The following is a 24,466-nucleotide window of genomic DNA, read 5'->3' on the forward strand; positions in this document are numbered from 1 at the left end:
GGTTTGTATCTGGAGCTTCGCTATCCTATCTATTGCGTCGTTTCAGTTGTGCCCCGTTCGCCTGAATCAGCGTACATTGAAGCGGATGCGCCAGTTCCGCCGCGAGTCCGCCGGTCAGAAAAGCGACGATCGCCAGTAGTCGCCTCATGCGTCCTCCACTACGGAAAGGCTCGCGCCATCGGCAACGCCAGCCTCTAGCGCGTAAGGATCGACGCCTTCGAGACAGCCGATATTGACGCGCCACTGCAGCGGGTCCTTGTGCGTCTGGTGAAACGGATAGATGCCGCAATGCTTGCAGAAGTAGTGTTTGGCGACTTTCGTATTGAACTGATAGAGCGTCAACGCATTCTCGCCGCTCAGAATTTTCAGTTGGCTCGCCGGCAACAGCGGCGTCATCAACGCTCCCTTGCGGCGGCACAGACTGCAGTTACAACGACCGGCGGGAACAATCGGGGTCCGTACTTCGAATTTGACGGCGCCACAGTGGCAAGATCCTTGCAGCAAGTCGGCGTTCATTGCGCTCTCCGTGATGGGCAACGACTGCTTTATAGCCTGGTTTGCTACGCGGATTGTGTCGCAGTGTATCTAGTGCCCGGGGCGATACAAAACATTTCACGCGAAGTGAACCGACGTTGTGTCGTTCAGGCGGCATACCATGCGCGCGCCCAGGCGATTGCCCTTGACTTTTAGGCAGCCGCCCCTTTCAATACAGATCGTGCGGCATCAGCTTTTGCCTTTCAAAATGCTGCGCACAGCTACTCAACATTTCAGACCTTCTTGACAGCGCGGGTCGTTCGTCCGTCGCCTGTATCGAATAGCCGCCCGCCACTCCCGGCTTGTTGCTGTCGTTTTTGTCCCACTGGTTTTGTTCATCCGCCGTGCATTTCGGCTTGAGCTCGCGACATGGAGCACTCCTCACCATAGGAGTTGTCTTGGCTGCTTCGAAAGATCAACCAGTGCGTCAGGCGAGCGCTCGCATCGACCTCGCGTTGCAAGGCGGGGGCTCTCACGGCGCTTTTACGTGGGGCGTGCTCGACCGGATATTGCAAGAGTCGTGGCTGCAGATCGAGGGCATCTCCGGCACATCGGCGGGGGCGATGAATGCCGCCGTGCTCGTGAGCGGCTATCTGACAGACGGACCGGCCGGCGCGCGCGCCGCGCTCGAAGCGTTCTGGCGACGCGTCTCCGACGCCGCGATGTTCAGTCCGTTCCGCCGCGGCCCTTTCGACGCGCTGATGGGACGCTGGACGCTCGATCATTCGCCGTTGTTCATCGCGATGGATCTCGCCGCGCGCATGTTCTCGCCTTACGACATCAATCCGCGCGGCGTCCATCCGCTGCAAAAGATCCTGGATGAATCGATCGACTTCGCCCATTTGCGCGACGCGCCGATCAAGCTCTTCATCACGGCGACCCGCGTGCGTACCGGTCAGGCGCGCGTGTTCCGCAACGCCGACCTGTCGGCCGACGTGTTGCTCGCGTCGGGCTGTCTGCCGACGCTGTTCCAGGCCGTCCAGATCGATGGCGAAGACTACTGGGACGGCGGCTATGCGGGCAATCCGACCATGACGCCGCTGGTTCGCGAATGCACGGCGAGCGACACGCTGCTAGTCCAGGTCAATCCGGTCGAGCGCGATCAAACGCCGCGCTCGGCGCGCGACATCATCAGCCGCCTCAATGAAGTCGCGTTCAACGCGCCGCTGTTAAAAGAGTTGCGCATGATCGCGCTGCTGCGTCGCGCGGCGGACGCCGGCAGTGACGAAGGACGTCACTGGGCGCAGATGCGCATTCACCGGATCTCGAGCGAAAAGATGACCGAACTCGGCTACTCGTCCAAGCTCAATGCCGAATGGGCGTTCCTGACGATGCTGCGCGACGAAGGCCGCCGAGCCGCGGAAGCGTTTCTCATCGAACACGGGGAGTCCATCGGAGTGCGCTCATCGCTCGACCTCGACATATTGCTCGACGGAGTCTGACCATGGACGTCATTATCCTGTCGCCGCTCGCGGTCGGCCTGGGGTTGTTCGGCATGCTCGCGAGTCTTGCGCTGTTGATCGGCTTCGCGTATCGCGGCTGGAGCGTCCTGCTGCTCGCACCGTTTGCCGCGATGCTCGCCGCCGCGATTTCCGGCGAGCCCGTTCTCGCGCATTGGACCCAGACGTTCATGAACAGCGCCGCGCGCTTTCTCGCGCAGTTCTTTCCGCTGTTTCTGCTCGGGGCGCTGTTTGGCAAGCTGATGGAAGACAGCGGATCGGTGAAGGCCATCGCGAGCTTCATGACTGCCAAGCTCGGCGCGCATCGGGCGATTTTCGCGGTCGTGATCGGCGGCGCATTGGTGACGTACGGCGGCGTCAGCTTATTCGTCGCATTCTTCGTGATCGCGCCAATGGGCACGGCATTGTTCCAGGCCGCCAATATTCCGCGCCGTTTGATGCCGGCCGCGATCGCGCTTGGGACGTCGACCTTCACGATGTCCGCCCTACCCGGCACGCCCGCGATCCAGAACGCGATACCGATGCCGTTCTTCGGCACGACGCCGTTCGCCGCGCCTGGACTCGGCGTGATCGCCAGCATCGTGATGGTGGGCTTCGGGCTGTGGTGGCTGTCGCTGCAACAGTCGCGCGCGAAGGCCGCGAACGAAGGTTTCGAAGGGCTGAGCGCGGTGGCGGCCGCAGCGGCCACGGCATCGGCATCGGCATCGGCATCGGCATCGGCCACGGCATCGGCATCGGCATCGGCATCGGCATCGAAATCCGCGCCCAGTGCGAGCCTCGTGCGCGAACGCGCGACCGTGTCGCAAAGTTTCGATCCGGAGGAAATCGAGCACGGCCATCTCAGCAGCGACCTGCCGTCCTTCGGTGTCGCGATGACGCCGCTGGTGCTGGTGGTCTGCGCGAACTTGTTGATGAACGTGATCGTGCTGCCGCGCATCGACGCCGATTATCTTGCGGACGTGCGTTGGGGCGAGACGTCGCTGTCGGCGGTCGGGGGCGTCTGGGGGGTGTGCGTGGCGCTTGCGGTGGCGATCGTGGCGCTCATCGTGCTGAACCGCCGGCGCCTGCCTGCGTTGCGCGATACGGTCGATGCCGGCGCCAACGCTTCAGTGCTGCCGGTGTTGAGCGTCGGCAGTCTGGTCGGTTACGGCGCGGTGATCGCCGCGTTGCCTGCGTTTGCGCTGGTTCGGGAATGGGTGCTCGGCGTGGGCGGCGGCCCGCTCGTGTCGCTCGCGGTCGCGACGAATCTGCTGGCGGCGCTCACCGGCTCCGCCTCCGGCGGCCTGACCATCGCGCTCGATGCGCTCGGCAGCACCTATCTGCAACTGGCCGCGCAACATGGGATCGACCCTGCGCTGCTGCATCGCGTTGCGATGATTTCTTCGGGCACGCTCGATAGCCTGCCGCACAATGGCGCGGTAGTGACCTTGCTGGCGGTGTGCGGTTCGTCACATCGGGAAAGCTACCGCGACATTGTGATCGTCGGCATTCTCGGCGCGCTGCTGGCGTTGGTAGTGGTGATCGTGCTGGGGTCGATCATTGGGTCGTTTTAAATTGCGGTGGCGGCCGGCACCCGTGATGAGTTCATCCGCCCGAACACGAACTGGCCCAGGTACCACACCAACTCGGTGTTCGCGAGGATGACGTCCTCGGTCACCGTCAACGGTTCGAGCTTCATGCGTCGCAGCATGAGCTTGCCTTCGCGCGAGGTCATCCATGCATGCAGCAAATCTTTGCGCGTTTTCGCATCGGCTGCGTGGAAGTGGTCCCGGCCCTTCCGCGAGTCCTCGTTCATACGCGCGCGCACTTCTTCTTCGCGCGAGGCCACGCTGCGCGCCACCGACTCTCTCGTCTCCGATTTGGCCACCTGGACTTGCGTTTCGTCGGCGATCAGCTTGGCCTGAACGTCGACCATCGTGCGCTCCGCATCGGACATCTTCCAGTTGTCGCGCAACGCGCGCATCAGATAGCCGGCGGGACTCTTCTTGACCTGCCCGCGTCGAATCCTGAATCGTGTGTATTCCACCGCTTGCTGGATGCGTTCGTCGGTCCACACATCGCGGTTCTCGGAAATCTCGCTGAACTGCTTGGTCGACAGCGCGAATTCGTCCGTGAGAATCTTGTACAAGTGACTGGCGTCTGCGAGACTGGCGAGCACCGCGTCCGCGGTGTCCTTGCGTTTGAGCAGGAACCTGATGCGGTCGATTTTCTTCGATGACGTCGACGCAGTCCTGGTCTCGTACGACAGCTCGATATCCGACACGTCATTGATTTCACGCACGGCCGGCTCTAGCCAGTCACGCTTGAAGTATTTGAAGATGGCCGCGTTGGCACCCATTCGGCCAGGCCAGTTGCGCATCTCATCGAGCTGAATCCAGTCGGTTCGGCCGGCGGGGACATGCGGCAGCACCTTGTCGTAGATCGCGCGCGCGAGGCTGCGTGTAAACGCGGTAGAAATGCGCAGGCTCAGCCAGTGGGATTTTTGCGGATCGCGAATGTGCGGCACGAGCCGGGGATGGACGTCGAATCGCATGCGCCCGCGATGAAAGCCCACCATCCCGATCAGCTGGACCTGGACCCAGAGGTCGTTCTCATTGGGGTCGCGGTCCATCGGGGTATTGGTGACGCGCACTTTGGCGTTTTGCGCTTCGTCGGCGATCGTACGCAGGTGTTTGAGGTTGCGGCTGTCGTAGCGCATCAACCACTTGAAGTAGTTCAGCTCGACGTCGTACTGATCGCGCTGTTCCGGCTCCTGGGCAACGATGAAATAGGCAGCATCGAGAAACCGCCGGGCCGGCAAGCCCATGTTGACGATTTCGGTGAAGAAGTCGTTGCGCTGATAGCCAATCTCGCGATTGGCTTCATTGATCCGCAGTCCCAGATCGAACATGTCCTCGAACAGGGCGAGTGCCATCTGGCGAGACGTTGCCTTCGACTTGCCCTCTTCCGGATTGTCCGCCGCCATGTCTTCATCCGCTCTTTTTCGCTTCCGGGACTGTAAGCACACGGTGGTGAGCTGTCAACACACAGAACCTCACCATGCGTGGTGCCCGCGACGAGGGTGCGATGGGCGCGTCGAGTTGCGCACATAAAACCTCACCAGTCGCACAATGGACCTCACCACTACCGCGCTGTAGTCACCGAAAAACCCTTGCGCTACGGGGCTGCGAACGGGGCCGGCAGGTGTGGGCACAACCTACCTCACCTTCGGAATTGCCATCGACCCTGCAGCACATCAAACCTCACCTTGATGTGCGAGCAGCCTCACCTTGCCGCACAACGGACCGCACCTGTGCGCACATCTAACCTCACCTTTGACACAAACCACCTCACTTTTGCAGGCTTAAGTCGCTGAAGCTAATGAGTATTGGATACGTCTGTTGGTTTGTTGGCTTGTTGTGTTCTTTAAAAAAAAACAAACCAACCGGAAGTTCAGATACAACGCATTGGGCGTGGAAAATACGGTGAGGTCGATTGTGCGGGTAGCTGTTGTCTTCTGGTTGAACGATTGATGGTGAGGTTCGTTGTGTAAGAGGGCATAGATTTGGACGATTGCGCGCGGATACGGTGACGGGGTGGCGCCCGGCTAGCCCGATATAGGTGAGGTTGATTGTGCTTCGACGCGACCAGACCTCGTCGGCAGCGCTGCAAGGGCCTGTTTTGGAGATCAAGGTGAGGTCCATTGTGCGTTCGTAGCTTCGGGGCCATGCTTAAAAGTATAGAAATGCACAATTGACCTCACCCTGTGCTGAATTTCCGAGCATCGCAGTGACGCGGAAGGCGTTTGAACAGAGGGATGGTGAGGTCGATTGTGCCTTTGGCAGTTCCTCGGACTAGCGGCCAGCCGGTTGACGGTGGATCTGGAGCGCCTCCGTGACCGGTGCCCAACGTTATGGCCCGCAATACGCGGTGATATTCCACGTTTTTGTTTGAAATCCGTATGGAAACAGCGAATTAAGAAGCTTACTTCGAGCATTTCCTGTATTCTGAGGTTTCTAGAATTTTATGGAAAAACCTCAGAATGGTCAGAACGAGCCAACTCCCTGCCGTAGACCGAACCGTTCACTTCGAGCAGATCAGCCAGTTTGCGGAGAAGGTCACGATTTTCACTAACGAGCTGCGTGACACGATTCTGGCTCCGCGTCCTCGCAAAACGGCTCCGGTTTTCAAAACAGGGGAGATTGCCGAGATGTGCAACATCTCCCACTCTCAGGTTCAATACCTCGCGACCAAGGGCGACGGTGAGTTGCCCCCCGGCACAGCTGCTGGCACCGGCCGCACGCGCACGTTCACGTTGGAAGAAGCCCGCATCTGGGTGCAGAAGGTATCCGACATCTACCAGACTCCGCTGGTGACCCGCTTAAAAGAACCGGATGGAAGAATCATCATTACGGCGCAATTGAAAGGCGGTTCTGCCAAGACCACCACGACGATGTGTCTCGCCCAAGGTCTGTCGCTGCGCGGGCGCAAGGTGCTGGTGCTTGACCTCGATCCGCAAGCGTCCCTTTCGGAATTGTGTGGACTCTACGCTGAGAAAGATGTTACGCCGGAAGACACGGTGCTGCCGTATGTCTACGATCAGGACATCGAGGGCGGCCTTGAGGCGCGAGTCCAGTCGACGTACTGGGATGGAATCGACGTGATCCCTGCACATACCGAACTCATCGGCGCCGAGTTCCACCTGCCCGCAATGCAGAAAATGAGGCCGGGCTTCCGGTTTTGGACGGTGCTGCGGCAGGGGCTCGAGCCGCTGCGCAAGAAGTATGACTACATTCTGATGGACACGTCGCCGTCGCTGTCCTATCTGAATCTGAATGCGTTGATGGCGGCCGATGCGATGGTCATGCCCATGGTGCCGGAGAACCTCGACTTCATCAGTTCACTGTCGTTTTGGCGGCTCTTTTCGGATGTTTCCAAGAGCTTTATCAAATACGAGAAAGACAAGAAGTACGATTTCGTCTCACTGATGCTGTCGAGGGTCGACTATGGCCGTAATTCGTCTGCACCGATCGTCCGCGCGTGGGCACAAAGCGCCTATGAGAATTGGCTGCATTCGATCGAAGTGCCGGCCAGTTCGGTGATGAGCACCGGCGCGTTGGCATTCTCGACCGTCTTCGATATCAGCAGTACACATAGTGCGTCCAAGTCGTTGCAGCGCGTACGTCAACCTCTGGTCGACTACTGCCGATGGGTGGACGAAATCTACTCGGAAAAATGGAGGAACGCCCAATGAGCAACATGCGCGAACAACTGCTGGCCAAGACGTCTGGCATCCGGAAGACTTCGTCGATTAACGAGGACGAGGTTAAGCGCAGTACGCGGACACAGACGGCGCCTGGTCTCGCGGGGGCTTTGGCGGTTGCTCAACTTCGTGTGCAGGAGTTGGAGGCGACCGGTGTCGCGTCGCAACTGCAGGTAGCCGGGATTTTGCCGAACCCGTGGCAGCCACGGCGGGTCTTCAACGAAGCAAAACTCGCGGAACTTGCCGAGTCCATTCGCGAGGTCGGGCTCATGCAGCCGATTGTCGTACGTCGCGTGGAAAACGACTATCAGCTCGTTGCCGGCGAGCGCCGGTGGCGCGCGCACAAGATGTTGGGACTCGACACCATCAAGGCGGTCGTCGCTGATTGCTCCGATTCTGACATGGCGGTGTTGGCCATGGTCGAAAACATCAGCCGCGATGATTTGGCGGACTATGAGATCGGGGTTGCCATTCGACGGTCCGAGGCGGAATTTCCGAACCGGAAGCGGCTGGCGGAGGCGATGGGGCTGTCGCGTGCCGGCCTTTATCAGTTTCTGGCGTTTGAAAATCTCCCGGACTTCATCAAGAAGGACCTCGATATTCAGCCGCGTCTGCTGGGGGGGACGGCGGCGCAGGCTATCGCGGCAGCAATAAAAAAACATGGTGATGAGGGAGAAAAAGCCGCAATAGAGGTTTGGCCGCTCGTCGTCAAGGGCGAAATCGACCAGGGCAAAGCTGCGGCAGCGATCAGCGCGTTGGCGACTCGGCAAACTACGTCGACCGAGACGAGCGGGCGCAGCATCGATAAGTTTTTCTCCGGCAAGGAACACGCAGGAAGTATCACGAAGGACATCAGCAACTTCACGGTCAAAATTAAGACCGGCGTGATCACGAAAGCGCAGGAGACGCAGATTCGGGAGTTGATCGGCCAGATGTTTCAGTCTCAACCGAAGACGAATTGAGCTTGCGTTGCGTCCATGGCAAGCCCGCAATTGCGGGCTTTTTTTTTCGGTGGAGGGCGCCGCTCGGAGACGTCACGACAGTGTCTAGAGTCTAGACCTGTCGTGACGGAGGCGGGCGCGTGCGAAGGAGGAGGGTCGGAGGACCTGCGGGGATCGAGATTCGAGGCCAACGGGATAGCAGTGGAGCGGACGACGAGCTATGACGGAATCCGCTGATCGGGTGGGTCCGTAGACTTCGTGAGTCGTAGATAGAACAATCTCCAAGACGCGACTAACAACGATATAAGACCTGATCGGTTGGTGTTTCCGCCCCCAACCGAAGAGGAGGCGATCCTGCGGTGCGTTGGAAGCTAGCCCGCAACCGCGGGTTTTTTTGTCCCGCGACGGCGCTGGACCAGCGCTTAGCGATAGTGTCTAAACCGATAGTGTCTAGACTCTAGACATGTCGCTACGGACTTTGGGCTCGCGCGCAAATAGCGTGATCGCGGCAGAGGTCAGCGCATCCACCGGGCCACCAGTTGAATTTAATGGCAGCCTGTCAAAACTCCAGCGACTAAGACGAGATCGGTTGGTTAATTTGCGCACAGCCCTTTCCTTGCATCGCAGAGCTTCCGCGAGAGCGCGTCGAGCTTGACCGCGTCAGGATGGCCGGAGTAGGACCACGCGCTGGAGATGCCTGTCGCGCACATTCCTTCCCGCCCTCATGATCGAACACCAACATGCCTCTTGTCGGGCCCTAACGTGAGCGGGTTCTCTCTGAAGTGGATTCACGACCGACCTGTGCGACCTCTACGCAGGCGCATGACTTGACTGCCACCGCTATCTAATCGCTGATGCCGCCAAGTTTCCGGTCGGGCCTCCACGGACATTTGCGTCTGGAACGCAGCCCCGCGCGCTATTTGAATCACAACTGAAGGTAAAGCGCGGCGCCCGAGCCAGCGCATTGATATCACCAAAAACGCCCCTGCCTATTCGGTCCTATACGTGGGCGCAGTGTGACAGTTCATCATGGGGCAACCCCAAAAACTGATTGCCGAAACAGCGGGCGTTCTCAGTGTGCGTCAGTTGTCCAATTCCTCGCAGGTTCCACGAAGCCTGTCTGGAGAGGCAAAGGGTCCCGTTGGTGGTAGCGCCCCGGGTTCACCCCACAAAACCTGGCGTCGCGCGATCTGCTCTGGATCTGCCTTAGCGGTCGCATTGCTCGTGGGCCGAAGATCGTGGGGCGGCTGGCAGCAAATGGGGAACGATAGCCTTTCTTCGAATGCCCGCGGCCTCCGGTTGCAACGTTCTGCCAGCAAGACACGCGTGTCCGATCGAGGGCGTGAATCGCTCAGCGCTAGTACTGAGCATTTGAGAACGTCCAAGCAGATTGAGTTAGAACCGGCGCTTTGACCGGTCGGCGCACGATTTAAAGCCCGCCCACGGCCGATCGCCCACCTCGGCGCCGTCCAGGATGCGGCGGAAAAGTAAGCGACGCTCGGGGAGTTTTTGGGTAAAGCGCGGCAGGCCACACGGAGAGCCGTGATACACGGATTCAGCGGCCGACAGGATGCTTCAAACACCGCGTCGCCGCGTTGCCGGTCTTGAGTCGCTATTCGGCAATTATCGGCACTCTGCAGCAAACCGACGGTAGCATTCCGGCATCTTGAGTGTGGCCGGCCGAGCCATGTGGGCAAGTGGTGAAGGCCCTGCTGACACACCTCGCGAGCCTATTCCAATTAGGCGCCAACGACCTGAGTGTGCCCATGACTCCGCAAACCGCGCCAAATTGAAAACGCTACTTCGCCGACGAGGCCATAGTCAGGCGGATAGGCAATTATTCAAATGGCAAGTGTGTGGCGCTATCTGTGCCGTGGTTGCGGTGAGACTGTGCAGACATCGCTCCGGCTAACGGCGGCCGGCCGGAGTCAAGTCTGGCGACGGCAACTGCGGCGTTCCGACTAGAAGCCAACAGTAACTACGAAACAGCGATAGCACCGAGTCGGCAAGGCGACATTCTGAGCCTGCCACGCAATTCGCAACCTTGGAAAGTTGGAAGCCCGCATCGCAACCAATCCGTCCTGTGCCGAAAAGGAAGTCCGAGCCGATTCGCTCTTGGCCAGGCCGAGAGCTGGACCATCAACATTCGCGTATGGAAGGCGTACGGCGCTGCCGACTTTGGCCCAGCAGGGCGACGCTTGCCCAGTATGAGCGGACCTGGTCCATCGGAAAGGAAGCACGAGCTAACGTCAGAATAATTAGGGACGCAACAAACCATTGACAAGAGACAGGGCAGAAGGGAAAGCAGAACGACCCAAGCGCAATCTTCGGCGACGTGGATCGTAAGCGCGGCAGCAACGGGTCTACCATGAACGGACCGGGGGAGCGGTCTTTGATCGTACGAGTGGCCGGTGCGTGAAACATTGTCGAAAACCGTGTCGGTTAGACAAGTCATTGTTTCAATTACACTTTCCACTCAGCGAGGAACAGTGTTTCACGAAACAATGAAATGCAGGGCCGGTCCCCCGCGTTATCGACGGTTCTTTTACCTTCCTGCCCTTGGTGGAACGGCCAAATTGAACGCGCGTAGCGACCGTTACGTAATGTGTAGTATGGATATAGATCGTTCGAAAACAATTCGACGACGTCGCGATCATCGATCAGTTCTGGAACGCAGCGATGAGATAGTCCGCCCGATTCGGCGCTATACGTTCCCCGGCCTTGCGACAGACGACTAAACCGCAAGCGCACCAGCTTCGGGACCTCGACTCCGCTTAGGCTGAGCGGCCCGTGCAACCTGCCCGCTGCGGTACCATCCCCACTCTAAGCACCGATGTCGACACGCGACAAAATTCGCACTCCTCTTGATCCGCGGTCGACCGTTCCGTTGAATCATTTTGCCCCCGAGCCGGACCCGCGCGGTGCGAGATAAGCTCCGTCCTCCAGGCGGCTCCAACGACGGGCCCAGGTGGAGTCGATGGATGCACAGGCGCAGCAAGCGATGTTGAGTTACGAAAAAACCGCGCTCGGCGCGCTGCACGACGTAGAGCGCGCGCTCACACGCCTAATCGTCAAACCGAACTCTTTGCCGCACGCAACGAGGAAGTCGCGCAGCGAGGCATCCATTTGATGCAGGTCCAGCGGCGTTTTGAAGTGGGCGATACCGGGCGGCTGGATATCGACCAGGTGCGGGTGTCGCTGCTCGCCAGCCAGTCGTCGCACGTGCGCGAGCAGGTGGGCAAGTTGCAAGACCAGTTCGCTCTGTTCAGGGCGATGGGGGCGGCTGGGCGGCTCAGCCGGCGGCGAGTACCCAGCAGCGTCCAGCGGGACCCGCACCAGCGAGCGCAGTGGTCTCGCGATAACGCGTCGGATTCGAGTGTGCCGCGTGCGCGGCGCGCCACCGCCGCAGCATGGCGGCAAGTTGTAGTGCGCATTGGCATCCGTGTCCTTGCGCATCGACTTTCTCTTTCTTAAGGGTGGGTGAGCAATGGCGTCCGAAACCGACCCGAAACTCTCTCTGCCCGCGTTGACCGCGATGGTCGTCGGATCGATGGTGGGCGCGGGCATCTTCTCGCTGTCGCGCAACTTCGCGCGCGCCACAGGGCCCCTCGGCGCGATCATCGCATGGTGCGTGGCGGGCATCGGCATGTACGCGTTGGCGCGGGTTTTCCAGGCGGTGGCCGAACGGCGACCCGACTGGCCGCGGGCGTGTTCGCGTATGCGAGAGCCGGCTTCGGCGACTATGCGGGCTTCCTCTGCGCGTTCGGCTACTGGATGGCGGGCTGTTTCGGCAACGTCTCGTACTGGGTGCTGATCGAGTCGACAGTCGGCGCTTTCATTCCGGCGTTCGGCAACGGCAATACGCTGACGGCGATCGCCGTGTCGTCAGTCGGCATCTGGCTGTTTCATTGCGTGATGCTGCGAGGCGTGCAGCAGGCCACGATGATCAACACCATCGTCACGGTGGCCAAGGTAATTCCGATCGTGCTGTTCATCGGCATATTGATCGTTCGGTTTTGCGCCGACATGTTCCACGCGAACCTGTGGGAAGGCAGCGATGCGCTGTCGGCGGGATTGTTTTCGCAGGTGCGGGCCACGATGCGGGTGACCGTGTTCGCGTTCGTCGGCATCGAAGGCGCGAGTGTCTATTCGCGCTACGCAAAGCGGCGCTCCGATGTGGGCGCCGCCACGCTCACCGGATTCGTTGCCGTGCTGTGTCTGCTGGTCCTGGTGACGCTGCTGCCCTACGCGGCGTTGCCGCGCCCCGACATCGCGGTGATGCGCCAGCCGTCGATGGCGGCCGTGCTCGGTGCGTTGCTTGGGCCTCTCGGCTCCATATTCATCGGCGCGGGGTTGATCGTTTCGGTTCCCGGTGCGTGCCTCGCGTGGTCGCTCATCTGTGCCGAAGTGCTGTTCGCCGCCGCGCGCACTGGCACGATGCCGCGAATATTCGCCCAGCAAAACGAGCGCAAGCTGGCGGTCGCCGCGATCTGGCTGACCAGCACCATAGTCCAGCTATTCGTAACCCGCACGTATTGGTCGATTGATGCATTTGCGCTGATGATCAACGTCACCAGTTCACTGGCGCTCATTCCGTATTTATCTGGGTTGCTGCCTAGGGCATGAAGGCAGCACGTCATGACATTCAAGTGAGTGGTGCGCGAAGCCATGCACTGCGGCGCGACGCGTTCATCGCGGCATTTGCGACGCTCTACACCATGGTTCTGTTATTCGCGGGCGGCGCTAAATTCCTGATGATGTCCGCGCTGCTCTCTGCGCCGGGTACCGTGCTGTTCATGGTGGCGAGACGCGAGCGCAGCTTGCCGGTGTTTCTGCGCGCCGAGTGGATCATATTCGCCGTGGCGGTGTGCGGCGCGCTTGCCGCGCTCATCGGTTTGATAACCGGCACCATCCTGATTTGAACCGAGTCGGCGAGGGTCAGGCAGCCCTGCGTTTGCCATGGTTATGCAACTAACGGTCTGCCGGCCCGCATCCCGCTGACAAAAAACATCGCATGAGAGGCCGAATTCGCCGACATTGCGAATCGTTAATCGGCAGTTGAACGGCGGGATTGCATTTAGACCGATTTATCTAAAAAAGCAATTCTATATTCGTAACAAAAGGCAACGTAGAAAAGCATCTGCCACGCATGAAATCGTGGTGCTACCGGCATTTCGGTGCCAAATGCATTATCTCAAAATAGTCAAAGCCCTTGAATGGCAATTCACCTCGATTTACCGACATCATTTAGCATAAAAGCATAGCGTATTAGTAGAAACACCGATGCTGTAGTCAGACTACATTCCTACATTACCTCACACGGCGAATCGCTAACGGCTCATCCGGCTCATCCGATTCCCGCCCGGCAGGCACTCGTCTTCGCAGTCACCCTGCGTTGCCGACCCTCGCGTCCGCTGTCAACCCATTCGACGCGCTCCGCTGTCGCATCGCCCCATTCAAGCCGAATTTCGGAGACACAGATATGCAGATGAAACTCTGGCCGGCCGTCGCATTAGCGGCGGCCGTGTGCGTCGCTGCTCGCGCGCAAGTGCCCAATGCTCCCGTCGATTTCGCACCGACTTCGGCGGTGCTGAGTGCATTCGATTCCGCGCTCGCGCACCGGCGCGCCGACTCCCTCGTCGGCAAAATGACGCTCGACGAAAAGCTGCAGTTGATTCACTCCCAGTACGCGATGTCCAGCGTGCCGGGCGGGGGCGCAGGTTACATTCAAGGCGTGCCGCGTCTGGGCATTCCTGATCTGAACATGGTCGACTCCGCCACGGGCTCCGGCAGCACGACGCAGGCAAGCACGACCTTCCCGGCGACGATCGCGCTCGCGGCGAGTTGGGATCGCCGGCTGTCGTCCGAATTCGGCAGGCAGATCGCGGTGCAATTGCGTGCGCAAGGCTTCGGCATGGGTCTGGGCGGCGGCACCAATCTCGCGCGCGAGCCGCGCGGCGGACGGCTGTTCGAATACCTCGGCGAAGACCCCCTGCTTGCCGGCGAGATGCTCGCCGAACGCACGGACGGCACGCAAAGCCAGAAAGTCATCGCCACCATCAAGCACTACGCGGGCAACGAGCAGGAGCACAACCGCGGCGGCGGCAACAGCCAGATCGACGAACGCACGCTGCGCGAGTTGTATCTGTTGCCGTTCGAAATCGCCGCACGACGCGCGCAGCCTGGCAATGTGATGTGCAGCTACAACCGGCTCAACGGCGATTACGCCTGCGAGAACGCGCATCTGCTCAACGACGTGCTGAAGAACGACTGGCATTTCGAAGGGCAGGTCCAGTCGGACTGGGGCGCCGCGCACAGCACCGCGAACGCGATCAACGCCGGACTCGACGAGGAAGAAGATGTCGGCTCGACCGTCTATCTGACGCCGGATCTGGTTCGCCAGGCGATCGCTAACGGCTCGGTGTCGACCGCGCGCCTCGACGACATGGTGCGCCGCAAGCTGTACGTGATGATTCGCACCGGGGTCATGGACGATCCGGCGAAGGGCGGTGCGGCCATCGACTTCGCTCGCGGCAACGCATTCGCGCAGGCCGCGGCTGAACAGTCGATGGTGCTGCTCAAGAACGACAACAATCAGTTGCCGCTTTCCGCCGCATCGCTGACCCGGATCGCGGTGATCGGCGGCCACGCCGATGCGGCCGTGCTGACGGGCGGCGGCTCCGGCAACACGCGCGATCCGGTCACCGGCTCGTTCGCGGGTTGCGGCGGGCTGAGCTTCGGCACATCCACGGGTTGCAGCTGGTGGACCAATCCGTGGCTGAAGCTGAACACGCCGATCGTCGCGGCGATCCACTCGCTCGCGCCGTCCGCGCAGGTGAGCTTTGCCGGCAATAGCGATCAACAGATGCCGTTTCGCACCTACACGCAAACGGAGATCGACCAGGCGGCGGCGCTTGCAAGCCGCTCGGATGTCGCGATCGTCGTCGTCGCTCAGCCCGCCGGCGAGGACTTCGGCGATTTGCAAAGTCTGAGCCTCGCGAATCCGTCGAACCAGGATGCGCTCGTCGACGCAGTGGCGCGCGCCAATCCGCGCACGATCGTCGTCGTGGAAAGCGGCAACCCGGTGCTGATGCCGTGGAAGGACCGCGTGGCCGCAATCGTCGAAGCCTGGTATCCGGGAGAAGGCGGCGGCCAGGCGATTGCCAACGTGCTGTTCGGCAAGGTCAATCCGTCCGGCAAGCTGCCCGTCACCTTCCCGCTGCGCGATCAGGACACGCCGACGTGGGGGCAGAACGGCGCGTTCGAAGCCGATCCGGTCTACGCGGAGAAGCTGGACATGGGCTACCGCTGGTACGACGCGAAGAACATCGCGCCGATGTTCGAGTTTGGCCACGGGCTGTCGTACACGCACTTCTCGTACTCGGGGCTCTCGGTCGCGCACCGGCGCGATGGCTCGATCGACGTGTCGTTCACCGTGCGCAACGATGGGCGCGTGGCGGGCGCGGAAGTGCCTCAGGTGTATCTCGGCGTGCCTTACAGTGGCGAGCCGCCGCGGCGTCTGGTCGGCTGGGAGAAGATCGGCATGAATCCCGGCGAAGCGCGCCGCGTGCGCATGACGGTCACGCCGCGCATGCAGAGCGTGTGGGACACGTCGCGCAACGGCTGGCGGTATGTGCCGGGCGGGACGGTGTATGTCGGCGCGTCCTCGCGTGATATCCGTTTGCAAGGGAGTTGAACGGCGGGTTTCCCGCGATCGCACCGGGCGCGGGATGGTTCGCGCCCGGTGCGATCGCGGCGGCAGGCGTGCGAAAAGGAATGCCGGCGCTCTCGATTCAGGAGGTGCAATATGATTAGGTTACCGAAATAAAAGGCGGGCTGCACGGTCGCCGTCTTTTGTGGCCGGACGTGGACAGTCGGTTCGGATAATAATATTGTCGCTGCATTGCTCTTAGCGGACAACGTTGGCAACCTTGTCCGCAATTCGCCAATCACGAAGAAGAGGTTTGAACTTCATGAACGACAGGCAAGACGCAGCGCCGGACAGCACGGCAGCGCGAGTCGCCTTGTGGCGCGCGCTGCATGCGGAGGCCGATGCACGGCCGCTCGTGTTCGAAGACCGGATCGGCCTGCAACTGCTCGCGCCCGGCGACGGATGGCGCAGTCGCGGGGACATGGACCCGCAGTTCACGCGGCCGTTTCGCGCTTCGATCGTGGCGCGCGCGCGTTTTATCGAGGACCTCGTCGTCGAGCAGGCCGGCCGTGGGCTCACACAGTACGTCATTCTCGGCGCGGGTCTCGACAGTTTCGTGCAGCGCCGGCGGGAGATCGCGTCTCGCCTCACGGTGTTCGAAGTCGATCAGCCGGGGCCGCAGGCATGGAAGCGTCAGCGCCTCGTGGAACTCGGCTTCGGCGTTCCGGATGGGTTGCGCTTCGTGCCGGTGGACTTCGAGGCGGGACAGAACTGGCGAGACGGCCTCGCGATTGCCGGCTTCGACGACAGCAAGCCGGCGATCGTGGTGTCCACCGGCGTCAGCATGTATCTGAGCCAAGAGGCAAACGCAGCCACGCTGCGTCAGATCGCGGAGCTGGCACCTGGCTCGACGCTGGCCATGACGTTCTTGTTGCCGCTGCAGATGGCGGACCCGGAGGTGCGGCCCGGACTCGAAATGGCGGAGAAGGGCGCGCGCGCGAGCGGCACGCCTTTCCTGAGCTTCTTCACCCCGCAGCAGATTCTGGCGCTGGCCCATCAAGCCGGCTTCCGGGAGGCCCGGCATGTGTCCGCGGCCGATCTTGCGCAGCGCTATTTCGTCGGCAGAACCGATGGTCTGCGCCCGCCGAATAATGCCGAGGAACTGCTGGTCGCCACCACGTAGCGGTTCGCAGTCGCGAGGAGCAATCGTGGTGAGGGAGTGCTTCTCGTGTGCATCGTTCGTGATCTGATTCGGAACGCAGCGCACCGTCGTTCCAGCGATGCCCTCGCGATCACCAGCCGACGAACCTGGCAAGGCCCTGCGATGCGGCCGTCTGCGCTCATGAACACGTCCCCTCGCGTTTTAGCCATGAACGGAACAGCACGACCCGTTCGTCGCTGAATTTCTCGTTGGGAACATAGGTGCAATAGCTGCGCGATGGCAGACGAGGCTCGGCGAATGGTGCGATAAGCCGGCCAGCGGCGAGATCGTCGGATACCAGCGCAGTCGGCCCCATTGCGATGCCGATTCCGTCGATGGCGGCCTGCAAGGTCAGATAGAAGTGGTCGAAGGTCAAGGTGGCAGATGGCCTCAGGTCGGGAATCTGTGCGCTCGCCAGCCAGTCGGGCCAAAGCCGCGGAAGGCTTGAGGTGTGCAGCAACGTATGGTGTCGCAAGTCGCGGGGTAATCGAAGGGGCACTCGCTGCAGAAGCGCCGGACTGCAAACCGGAAGCCTCTCCTCGGACAGGAAAGGCTGCATCGAGTAGCCGTAGAAGGTGTCCGGACCGACCCGGATGATGATGTCGTAGTTCTCTTTCAGACTTTCCAACGGCCGGTTCGACGTCTCCACCCTGACCTCCACGTCGGGATGCTCATTGCGCAGTTGCGCCAGCCTCGGCACGAGCCAGCGCAACGTGAATGTCGCGGGCGCGTTCACGGACAGTACACGCGCAATCGTTTCGGGCGCACCGTATCTGGCGGTTGCCTGCGAGAGCTGTTCGAACAAGGGGCCGATTTGCTCGAGATACGCCTTTGCCGCCGGCGTCAGCTTGACGTGCCGGTTATGCCGCTCAAAGAGGGATGCGCCAAGCCACTGCTCGAGCAGGCGCACGTGCTGGCTAACCGCACCGTGAGTGACGTGCAACTCGGCGGCGGCCTCCTTGAAGCTGCCAAGCCGGCCCGCGGCCTCGAAGGCGCGCAAGGCATTGAGCGGCGGCAACACCCGGTTCATTGGCAAGAGTTTTTCTAACGCGATTTGTCAATTTATCTGGTTTGCCGGGCCGCTACAAGATAGATATGCTTCGCATTGCAGCGCTGACGACCTCTCCCTGCGCAACCCCAACCCGCAGTCCCAATGCTCAGTTATACCGGCGGTATCGTGCTTTTCGCTGCGATGCTCCACGCGAGCTGGAACGCGATGCTGCACAGCAACCGCGATCGGTTCTTGTCCATGACGTGGATGAGCATAGCCATCGCGGCGGTCTCCACGCTCGTCGTCCTGTTCAGTCCGTGGCCGGCCGGCGGGTCTTGCCCCTACATCGTCGCATCGGGGCTGGTGCACATCTTCTACAACGTGACGCTCGTGCGGTCGTATCGCCGCAACGACCTGGCGCTCGCGTACCCGATCGCACGAGGCTCATCGCCGCTGCTCGTCACGCTCGGCGCGGCGCTGTTCGCCCATGAGGCGGTCGGCCCCTTACGTGCGCTCGGGATTGCGATGATATCGGGCGGCATTGTCGCAATCGCGCTGCAGGGGCGTCGCGTGTCGCGCGCGGGCGCCCTGGCCGCGCTGACGACGGGTGCGACGATTGCGCTCTATACCGTGATCGACGGCATCGGCGTCAGATTGTCCAACGGTCAGCCGCTGACCTACACCGCGTGGATGTTCATGTTCTATTGGCTGATGCCCGTGCTGTTCGTCGCCGTGCGGGGGCTTGCGCCGCTATGGACACCGATACGTGTCGAGCCACTGTCGGTCGGCTCGTCGGTGGTCGGTGGCCTTGCGTCGATTGGCGCGTATGGCATCGTGATCTGGGCGTTGCAGTCGGGCGCGATGGGCGCGGTATCGGCGTTGCGCGAGACGAGCGTAGTGTTCGCCGTGCTGATCGGGCGGATGTTTTTGCGTGAAGCGGTCAGTGGACCGCGCTGGCTCGCCTGCATGGTCGTCGCGGGCGGAGCGGTTTGTCTTGGCCTTTGACATGATCTGAAGAAGCGCATGATCCGTTGGCCGTACGTGATCGCTCGACCGGGCGGGTCCGCGGAATGCGGTGCGGGCGGCGCTTGGGGCGCGGACTCGCCCTACGAGGCATGTCGCCCGTTGGCCGTCCACTCATTCCGCCTGCCGCTCGGGCATCGACGCCTGAACGGCGCCGGGCGCATAAAAAGCGCCTGTTTCCGGGAAGAAGATTGATTCGCTTAGCCATTAGCGATACCTTTGCATCTAGCCGGATCGTCGAAGTCTGTTCAACGGGAGAACCGTTTCGTGAAGACAGCGTTGGCTTTCTCGTGCATCGTCACCTTGAGTGCGATCCTTGGCGGATGTGGCAAGGGCGGATCGCAAAACGCCACTGAGGCATCGGGCGCATCCGCGAGCCAGGCGCCGGTTCAGCCAGCGCAGGGCGCAAGCGACGCCCTCACCGCATCGGGCACGCGAGCGGCGGGCGTGCTGGGCACCATCACCAAGGCACAGTTACCTGCGGAAGCAGCCGAAACATTGCAGTTGATCAAAGCAGGTGGCCCATTCCCTTTTGCGGACGACGGCGTGTTGTTTCGTAACACGGCGCTTTTGCTGCCGAAACATCCGCGCGGCTACTACCACACGTACACCGTTCGCACGCCTGGCATGACGGATCGCGGCCAGCGCCGGATAGTATGTGGCGGACCGCGCAGGCAGACGGGCGAGTGCTATTACACCGAGGACTACTACGCCAGTTTTAAGCGCATTGCGGAATAGGGCGGATGCCAGGCCCGGCGTTCACGCATGCACCGCAACCCGGTTCAATCAGCTCGGCGCATGCGCGCTCGAAGACCTCCAGCATGCCTTCGCGCACGCAATAATCCCGCACGTCCTGACTACCGAATTGCAGGGATAAGTTAGTCGTGCCGGCCACTTCAAGCCGTGCCTGAGCGCCCACTCTAACCTCTCATGGCAGCGCCGCAGATCTTCGCGCTTGCCGCCCGTGCAAGAGCCGCCATATGCGATGGCGACCGGCACCGGGTCGAGCAGTTCGGACAGGCCTATGCGATGACCGGGATCGCCTGGGCGCCCGAGCATCGGCTCAAGTTGCGAGCAGTCCACGTCGATCGTGCGGGCAACTTCGGCAGCGTCGTCGCTGCGCATCCCGGGTTCGACCTCGAACTCGATACCGCGGCGCTCGCACAGCAAGCGCCGCGTTTGCTCGTCAGGCGCGATGATGCCGGTAAAGCCACCGATTTCCGCAATCATGTTCGTCAGCGTGGCCCGTTCTTCCGTCGATCAGGACGCCAGGGCTTCACCGCCATATTCAAACACCCGGCCGATTCCGCGGCCCTGTCCGTGCGCGTGGCACCGCTTGTTCGAGTGTGACGTCCTCGCCGAGCAGTTGCCGGCTCGATCACGCTCGCGTTCTGCGACATGAACAGGATTCGACCGTCAAAGCGCGCGGACCTCGACGGATCAGACGGCGGCGAAGGTGACTGATACACGGTTGTCACCTAGGTGAAAACTGCATCTACAGCGTAATTCCAAAAGCGAAGCTCGATACGTCAGAACTCACCGGTTCAGCTCCTCGAGTCGAACTCCGTTGGTCCTGGGTCCAAACACGCCGATCGCCAGGGCAACGACCAGCATGCAACCGGTGATGCCGGTGAACACACCAACCACGCCGAAATCCCGCAACAGGAATGCGATGACGAATCCCGACATCATCGCTCCGATGCGGCTCACCGAATACACGAGGCCGCTTGCACGGCAGCGCACAGCGGTCGGGAACAGTTCAGCCTGGTAAGCGTGGAACGACACGGAGATGGTCTGCCCGGCGAGACTGATCAGCACGCCCAGAATGACGAGCGGCACGACTTGCTTCACTTGCCCGAATGCCAACCCGCAAACGATCACCACAAGCGCCCCGCCGACGATCAGCCATTTGCGCTGGATCCTGTCTGCGTAGAGCATCGCGAGCAGCGGGCCCGCCGGCATCGCGAACGCGATGATGAACGAATACAGCAGGCTCTTCGTCACGGTGATGCCCTGGCCGATCAGAAGCGTCGGCACCCAGTTCGCGAAGCCGTAATAGCCGATCGCCTGGCAGAAGTTGAAGATCATCAGCATGATCAGCCGCGAGCGGTATGGCGGCTGCAGCAGCTCCGCAAACGACGCGCGCCGATGCGCCGGCTGCTCGATCACCGGCAGCGGCGGCGGCAGCGGCTTGCCTGTCTCGCGCATGACCGCGTCCTCGATCCTCGCCACGACCCGCTCGCCCCTCTCTACCTGGCCGTGCGTGGCGAGCCTGCGCGGGCTTTCGGGCACCGCGCGGCGGATGAACCATACGAGCACCGCGCCGATCGATCCCGCGAGCACCACGACACGCCATCCGTCCATGCCGAACACGGTCGTCGGCACGAGCCAGTACGAGAGAATCGCCGCAACCGGAGCCGCTGCAAACATGACCATCTGGTTGAATGCCATCGCGCGGCCGCGCATGTGCTGCGGGACCAGTTCGGTGACGTAGCTGTCGATGGTGATGATCTCCACGCCCACGCCGACGCCGGTGATGAAGCGCCACAGGATCACGCCTTCGGGCGTCGTCTGGAACGCCATGATCGCGGAGCCGACCGAGTACCACAGCAGCGAAAAGGTGAACACGGCGCGGCGGCCGTAGCGGTCCGGCAGCCAGCCGAACCCGAAGGTGCCGACGAAGAGGCCCGCGAAGGTCGCGGCGATGAAGCCGGCGATGCCGGTGAAGCCGAAGAAAGCGCTCGTCGTGGTCTTGAGAAGACCGCTATGTGCCATGCCCGGCGCAATATAGCCGGTGAAGATCAGGTCGTAGACTTCGAAGAAGCCCCCGAGCGAAATGAGGAACACGAGCGTCCACAGATGCCGCGTAACGGGCAGTCGATCCATACGCGCGGAGATTTGCGCGCCGGGGTCAATGCCCACGCGAACGTTCGGCGACGCAAGCGGGGCGCTGCCCGCGGTGACGGTCTGCTGCATGTGTGTCTCCTGCTTTGTGCACCGGCCGCATTCTTGTGTGTGCGTGCGTGCCGGTATGAAGGTGAGGGGCCGCATGAGCTCGCGCACGGCCCGCGATTGCAAGCGACCTCGGGTCGACGACCCGTCGGCGGATCGGATTGCGTCCCATCGGCTGGCAGAGCGCTTCGAAGTTGCTTTTGCCAAAGCCGGCGTCGCTCTTGCGCTCAAAAAGTTGCAACAACTCGAATTCGACGAGGCGAAGCGGATCGTCGCAGCGCAGGCTCACGCGCTCACGCGACTCTTCAGACGCGACAGCACTTCCTGCGTGTGCTCGCCGACTCGCGCGAGCGCCTGGCGGACGCCCGGACGGCGGCCACCCATCGTCAGCGGCAGGAGCACGACTTCGGTCATGCTGCCGTCCTCGGTTTCCATCGGCGCGAGGCCGCCGCTCGCTTTCAGATGCGGGTCGTCGAGCAGTTGCTCCGGGCGCACGATCGGCGCATACGGAATGCCGGCCGCTTCGAGCTTCGGCGACAGTTCTTCAACGCGATGATCCTTGAGAATGTCACCGAGAACTTCGAGCAGCTCGGGGCGGATCGCCACGCGCAACGCGTTGGTCGCGAAACGCGGCTCGGCTGGAAGATCCGGGCGACCAAGCACGTCGCACAGCGTGATGAACTGCTTGTCGCTGACCGCGCCGATGAACAGCTGCTCGCCTTCGGCCAGCGTGAAGACGTCGTAGACGCTCCATGCGGACACGCGCGCGGGCATCGGCGCTGGCGGCTCGCGGGTCATCGCGTATTGCTGCATGTGCTGCGCGCTCAGGAACACGCAGTTCTCGAACAGCGCGCTCTGCACTTCCTGGCCGTGGCCGGTGCGCTCGCGCTCACGCAACGCAGCGAGCACGCCGATCGCGCCGAACATACCGCCCATGATGTCGTTCACCGACGTCCCCGCGCGCAGTGGCCGACCGACGGGACCTGTCATGTAGGAGAGGCCGCCCATCATCTGCACGACTTCATCGAGCGCGAGGCGCTTTTCGTACGGCCCGGGCAGAAAGCCCTTGTGCGACACGTAGATGAGGCGGGGGTAACGCTTCGAGAGCGTCTCGTAGTCAAGGCCCAGCTTGGCCATCAGACCCGGCCGAAAGTTTTCGAGCATCGCGTCACACGTGCCGATCAGTTCCACCGCTGCTTCCTTACCCTCCGGCGTGTTGATGTCGAGCACGACGCTCTTCTTGTTGCGGTTGAACGAGCGAAAAAAGCCGATGCCGAGACCCGGCAGCTTGCGCGTCTTATCGCCTCCCGGCGGCTCGATCTTGATGACCTCGGCGCCCAGATCGGCGAGGATCATGCCGCACGTCGGGCCCATGACCATGTGTGTGAATTCGATGACGCGTACGCCGTCGAGGGGAAGTCGGTTGGTCTCGGTCATGATGTCCTCAAGCGTCGAGCGCAGCCGAAGCCGCGAAGGTTTTGGGCAGTCCGGCAAGCCACAATGCGCCGTGAAGCGTTTCGCCTTCGAGCCAGTGCGCGAGCTTCGCGCGCAGTGCCAGCAAGGCGGGAATATCGATGCCGGTTTCGATACCCATGCCGGCGAGCATGAACGCCAGGTCTTCGCTCGACGCATTGCCGCTCGCGCCCGGCGCATGCGGGCAACCGCCGATGCCGCCGAGCGTCGCATCAAAGCGTGCGACGCCGGTTTCGAGCGCCGCGTACACGTTGGCGAGCGCGAGGCCGCGCGTGTCGTGGAAGTGCCCGCACCAGAAGCGCTCGCCCGCAATCTTGCGAGCCTTCTCGAACAGATCGCGCACGGCAGCGGGCCCGGCGTAGCCGACCGTATCGGCGATGCTCACGCGATCTGCGCCTGCATCGAGCAAAGCCTGCATGCAGCGCAGCACTTCGGCCTGATCGACGCGGCCCTGGATCGTGCAGCCGAACGCCGTGCCGATCCCGCCTTCGATCAGCGTCTTCGAACCGGCCGCATCACGCGCGGCGCGAATGCGCGCCACTTCGGCGACGACTTCATCGGGTGTCTTGCGCAGGTTGGCGAGGCTGTGCTCGTGGCTCGCGGACAGCGGCACGAGCAGGACGTCGGCGTCGGTTTCGATGGCGCGCTCGGCGCCTTTGAGATTGGGCACGAGCACCGACACTACGAGGCCCGGCAGCGTCTTCGCGTAGGCGACGAGTTCAGCGGTGTCCGCCAGTTGCGGCAGAAGGCGCGCCGGAACGAACGAGCCGACCTCGATTTCTCGCTGGCCGGCGGCGTATGCATCGCTGATCCATTCGAGCTTGCGTTGAGTGGGAAGAATCGTCTGGATGCTTTGCAGGCCGTCGCGCAGGCCGACTTCGCGAATCACGACGTTCCTGGGGAACGAGGGCATGAATGCTGTCTCCGTTGTGTCTCGTGCCGGTCGTGGCGTCGCCGGCATTGTGCTAACTTTAGACATTCCAGAGAAACCTTAAAGC

19 protein-coding genes and 1 pseudogene are annotated in these 24,466 nt (G+C 61.7%); 10 read left to right on the forward strand and 10 right to left on the reverse strand.

The annotated features are described in order from the left end of the window. Nucleotides 1-25: 25 nt before the first annotated feature. Together ABQJ48_RS20750 and ABQJ48_RS20755 are read right to left on the reverse strand one after the other, a co-directional pair. Nucleotides 26-148: a hypothetical protein gene (locus ABQJ48_RS20750; RefSeq protein WP_367839867.1), complete on the reverse strand. Its 123-nt coding sequence runs from the start codon at nucleotides 146-148 to the stop codon at nucleotides 26-28. After that, the gene (locus ABQJ48_RS20755; protein ID WP_367839868.1) at nucleotides 145-516 is read right to left on the reverse strand and encodes a GFA family protein; all 372 of its coding nucleotides are present in this window, start codon (nucleotides 514-516) and stop codon (nucleotides 145-147) included. The genes ABQJ48_RS20750 and ABQJ48_RS20755 overlap by 4 nt, the downstream gene beginning before the upstream one ends. 416 nt (nucleotides 517-932) lie before the next feature. Here ABQJ48_RS20755 and ABQJ48_RS20760 point away from each other — a divergent pair, with 416 nt between their 5' ends. Next, nucleotides 933-1,976: a patatin-like phospholipase family protein gene (locus ABQJ48_RS20760; RefSeq protein ID WP_367839869.1), complete on the forward strand. Its 1,044-nt coding sequence runs from the start codon at nucleotides 933-935 to the stop codon at nucleotides 1,974-1,976. Between the two features lie 2 nt (nucleotides 1,977-1,978). Continuing rightward, nucleotides 1,979-3,547, forward strand: coding sequence for a GntP family permease (locus ABQJ48_RS20765; protein WP_367839870.1), 1,569 nt, complete (start codon nucleotides 1,979-1,981; stop codon nucleotides 3,545-3,547). On the opposite strand, the gene ABQJ48_RS20770 is transcribed toward ABQJ48_RS20765, so the two are convergent. Together ABQJ48_RS20770 and ABQJ48_RS20775 are read right to left on the reverse strand one after the other, a co-directional pair. Beyond that, nucleotides 3,544-4,959, reverse strand: coding sequence for a replication initiation protein (locus tag ABQJ48_RS20770; protein WP_367839871.1), 1,416 nt, complete (start codon nucleotides 4,957-4,959; stop codon nucleotides 3,544-3,546). The two genes, ABQJ48_RS20765 and ABQJ48_RS20770, sit on opposite strands and share 4 nt — an antisense overlap. Nucleotides 4,960-5,323: 364 nt before the next feature. Continuing rightward, nucleotides 5,324-5,677 carry a hypothetical protein gene (locus tag ABQJ48_RS20775; RefSeq protein WP_367839873.1) on the reverse strand — a complete coding sequence of 118 codons (354 nt, stop codon included), beginning with the start codon at nucleotides 5,675-5,677 and terminating at the stop codon, nucleotides 5,324-5,326. Nucleotides 5,678-6,015: 338 nt separating this feature from the next. On the opposite strand from ABQJ48_RS20775, the gene ABQJ48_RS20780 reads away from it, so the two are divergent. Together ABQJ48_RS20780 and ABQJ48_RS20785 are read left to right on the forward strand one after the other, a co-directional pair. After that, nucleotides 6,016-7,227, forward strand: a complete 1,212-nt coding sequence (locus ABQJ48_RS20780; protein ID WP_367839874.1) for a ParA family protein — start codon at nucleotides 6,016-6,018, stop codon at nucleotides 7,225-7,227. Beyond that, a complete protein-coding gene (locus tag ABQJ48_RS20785; protein WP_367839875.1) occupies nucleotides 7,224-8,198 on the forward strand; it encodes a ParB/RepB/Spo0J family partition protein in 975 nt (324 codons plus the stop codon). Before ABQJ48_RS20780 ends, ABQJ48_RS20785 begins: the two co-directional genes overlap by 4 nt. A gap of 2,988 nt (nucleotides 8,199-11,186) precedes the next feature. Here ABQJ48_RS20785 and ABQJ48_RS20790 read toward each other — a convergent pair. Continuing rightward, on the reverse strand, nucleotides 11,187-11,777 hold the full coding sequence (locus ABQJ48_RS20790; protein WP_367839932.1) for a hypothetical protein: 591 nt from the start codon (nucleotides 11,775-11,777) through the stop codon (nucleotides 11,187-11,189). Between the two features lie 24 nt (nucleotides 11,778-11,801). Between ABQJ48_RS20790 and ABQJ48_RS20795 the strand changes: the two genes are divergently transcribed. The 4 genes from ABQJ48_RS20795 to ABQJ48_RS20805 all read left to right on the forward strand — a co-directional run bounded on the left by ABQJ48_RS20795 (nucleotide 11,802) and on the right by ABQJ48_RS20805 (nucleotide 17,011). Next, the gene (locus tag ABQJ48_RS20795; RefSeq protein ID WP_473094163.1) at nucleotides 11,802-12,803 is read left to right on the forward strand and encodes an amino acid permease; all 1,002 of its coding nucleotides are present in this window, start codon (nucleotides 11,802-11,804) and stop codon (nucleotides 12,801-12,803) included. Between the two features lie 23 nt (nucleotides 12,804-12,826). Next, nucleotides 12,827-13,099, forward strand: coding sequence for a hypothetical protein (locus ABQJ48_RS37865; RefSeq protein ID WP_473094164.1), 273 nt, complete (start codon nucleotides 12,827-12,829; stop codon nucleotides 13,097-13,099). A gap of 560 nt (nucleotides 13,100-13,659) precedes the next feature. After that, complete coding sequence (locus ABQJ48_RS20800; RefSeq protein ID WP_367839876.1) at nucleotides 13,660-15,873, forward strand: beta-glucosidase; 2,214 nt, start codon at nucleotides 13,660-13,662, stop codon at nucleotides 15,871-15,873. Nucleotides 15,874-16,150: 277 nt separating this feature from the next. Beyond that, entirely contained in the window at nucleotides 16,151-17,011 is an 861-nt protein-coding gene (locus ABQJ48_RS20805) for a class I SAM-dependent methyltransferase (RefSeq protein WP_367839877.1), read from the forward strand. A 157-nt stretch (nucleotides 17,012-17,168) separates the two neighbouring features. Here the strand turns inward: ABQJ48_RS20805 and gcvA are convergent, their stop codons facing one another. Further along, nucleotides 17,169-18,059, reverse strand: coding sequence for a transcriptional regulator GcvA (gcvA, locus tag ABQJ48_RS20810; protein ID WP_367839878.1), 891 nt, complete (start codon nucleotides 18,057-18,059; stop codon nucleotides 17,169-17,171). Between the two features lie 123 nt (nucleotides 18,060-18,182). Between gcvA and ABQJ48_RS20815 the strand changes: the two genes are divergently transcribed. Continuing rightward, on the forward strand, nucleotides 18,183-19,025 hold the full coding sequence (locus ABQJ48_RS20815; protein WP_367839879.1) for an EamA family transporter: 843 nt from the start codon (nucleotides 18,183-18,185) through the stop codon (nucleotides 19,023-19,025). Nucleotides 19,026-19,310: 285 nt separating this feature from the next. Beyond that, complete coding sequence (locus tag ABQJ48_RS20820; protein WP_367839880.1) at nucleotides 19,311-19,781, forward strand: ribonuclease; 471 nt, start codon at nucleotides 19,311-19,313, stop codon at nucleotides 19,779-19,781. Here the strand turns inward: ABQJ48_RS20820 and ABQJ48_RS20825 are convergent. The 4 genes and pseudogenes from ABQJ48_RS20825 to ABQJ48_RS20840 all read right to left on the reverse strand — a co-directional run bounded on the left by ABQJ48_RS20825 (nucleotide 19,762) and on the right by ABQJ48_RS20840 (nucleotide 24,381). Beyond that, nucleotides 19,762-20,273 (reverse strand): annotated as a pseudogene (locus ABQJ48_RS20825) (aconitase family protein). The gene ABQJ48_RS20820 and the pseudogene ABQJ48_RS20825 sit on opposite strands and share 20 nt — an antisense overlap. A gap of 306 nt (nucleotides 20,274-20,579) precedes the next feature. Beyond that, nucleotides 20,580-22,019, reverse strand: coding sequence for an MFS transporter (locus tag ABQJ48_RS20830; protein WP_367839881.1), 1,440 nt, complete (start codon nucleotides 22,017-22,019; stop codon nucleotides 20,580-20,582). Between the two features lie 261 nt (nucleotides 22,020-22,280). Beyond that, complete coding sequence (locus ABQJ48_RS20835; RefSeq protein ID WP_367839882.1) at nucleotides 22,281-23,432, reverse strand: CaiB/BaiF CoA transferase family protein; 1,152 nt, start codon at nucleotides 23,430-23,432, stop codon at nucleotides 22,281-22,283. A 7-nt stretch (nucleotides 23,433-23,439) separates the two neighbouring features. Beyond that, nucleotides 23,440-24,381 carry a hydroxymethylglutaryl-CoA lyase gene (locus ABQJ48_RS20840; RefSeq protein ID WP_367839883.1) on the reverse strand — a complete coding sequence of 314 codons (942 nt, stop codon included), beginning with the start codon at nucleotides 24,379-24,381 and terminating at the stop codon, nucleotides 23,440-23,442. Nucleotides 24,382-24,466 lie beyond the last annotated feature (85 nt).

This window comes from Paraburkholderia suaedae, from assembly GCF_040812055.1.
Classification (GTDB): domain Bacteria; phylum Pseudomonadota; class Gammaproteobacteria; order Burkholderiales; family Burkholderiaceae; genus Paraburkholderia.

Bases quoted from the DNA above. Each gene is read 5' to 3' on its own strand.
- ABQJ48_RS20750 (WP_367839867.1), bottom strand. From the start codon at position 148: ATGAGGCGACTACTGGCGATCGTCGCTTTTCTGACCGGCGGACTCGCG.
- ABQJ48_RS20755 (WP_367839868.1), bottom strand. From the start codon at position 516: ATGAACGCCGACTTGCTGCAAGGATCTTGCCACTGTGGCGCCGTCAAA.
- ABQJ48_RS20765 (WP_367839870.1), top strand. From the start codon at position 1,979: ATGGACGTCATTATCCTGTCGCCGCTCGCGGTCGGCCTGGGGTTGTTC.
- ABQJ48_RS20770 (WP_367839871.1), bottom strand. From the start codon at position 4,959: ATGGCGGCGGACAATCCGGAAGAGGGCAAGTCGAAGGCAACGTCTCGC.
- ABQJ48_RS20775 (WP_367839873.1), bottom strand. From the start codon at position 5,677: ATGGACCTCACCTTGATCTCCAAAACAGGCCCTTGCAGCGCTGCCGAC.
- ABQJ48_RS20780 (WP_367839874.1), top strand. From the start codon at position 6,016: ATGGTCAGAACGAGCCAACTCCCTGCCGTAGACCGAACCGTTCACTTC.
- ABQJ48_RS20785 (WP_367839875.1), top strand. From the start codon at position 7,224: ATGAGCAACATGCGCGAACAACTGCTGGCCAAGACGTCTGGCATCCGG.
- ABQJ48_RS20795 (WP_473094163.1), top strand. From the start codon at position 11,802: ATGGTGCGTGGCGGGCATCGGCATGTACGCGTTGGCGCGGGTTTTCCA.
- ABQJ48_RS20800 (WP_367839876.1), top strand. From the start codon at position 13,660: ATGCAGATGAAACTCTGGCCGGCCGTCGCATTAGCGGCGGCCGTGTGC.
- ABQJ48_RS20805 (WP_367839877.1), top strand. From the start codon at position 16,151: ATGAACGACAGGCAAGACGCAGCGCCGGACAGCACGGCAGCGCGAGTC.
- gcvA (WP_367839878.1), bottom strand. From the start codon at position 18,059: ATGAACCGGGTGTTGCCGCCGCTCAATGCCTTGCGCGCCTTCGAGGCC.
- ABQJ48_RS20815 (WP_367839879.1), top strand. From the start codon at position 18,183: ATGCTCAGTTATACCGGCGGTATCGTGCTTTTCGCTGCGATGCTCCAC.
- ABQJ48_RS20830 (WP_367839881.1), bottom strand. From the start codon at position 22,019: ATGCAGCAGACCGTCACCGCGGGCAGCGCCCCGCTTGCGTCGCCGAAC.
- ABQJ48_RS20835 (WP_367839882.1), bottom strand. From the start codon at position 23,432: ATGACCGAGACCAACCGACTTCCCCTCGACGGCGTACGCGTCATCGAA.
- ABQJ48_RS20840 (WP_367839883.1), bottom strand. From the start codon at position 24,381: ATGCCCTCGTTCCCCAGGAACGTCGTGATTCGCGAAGTCGGCCTGCGC.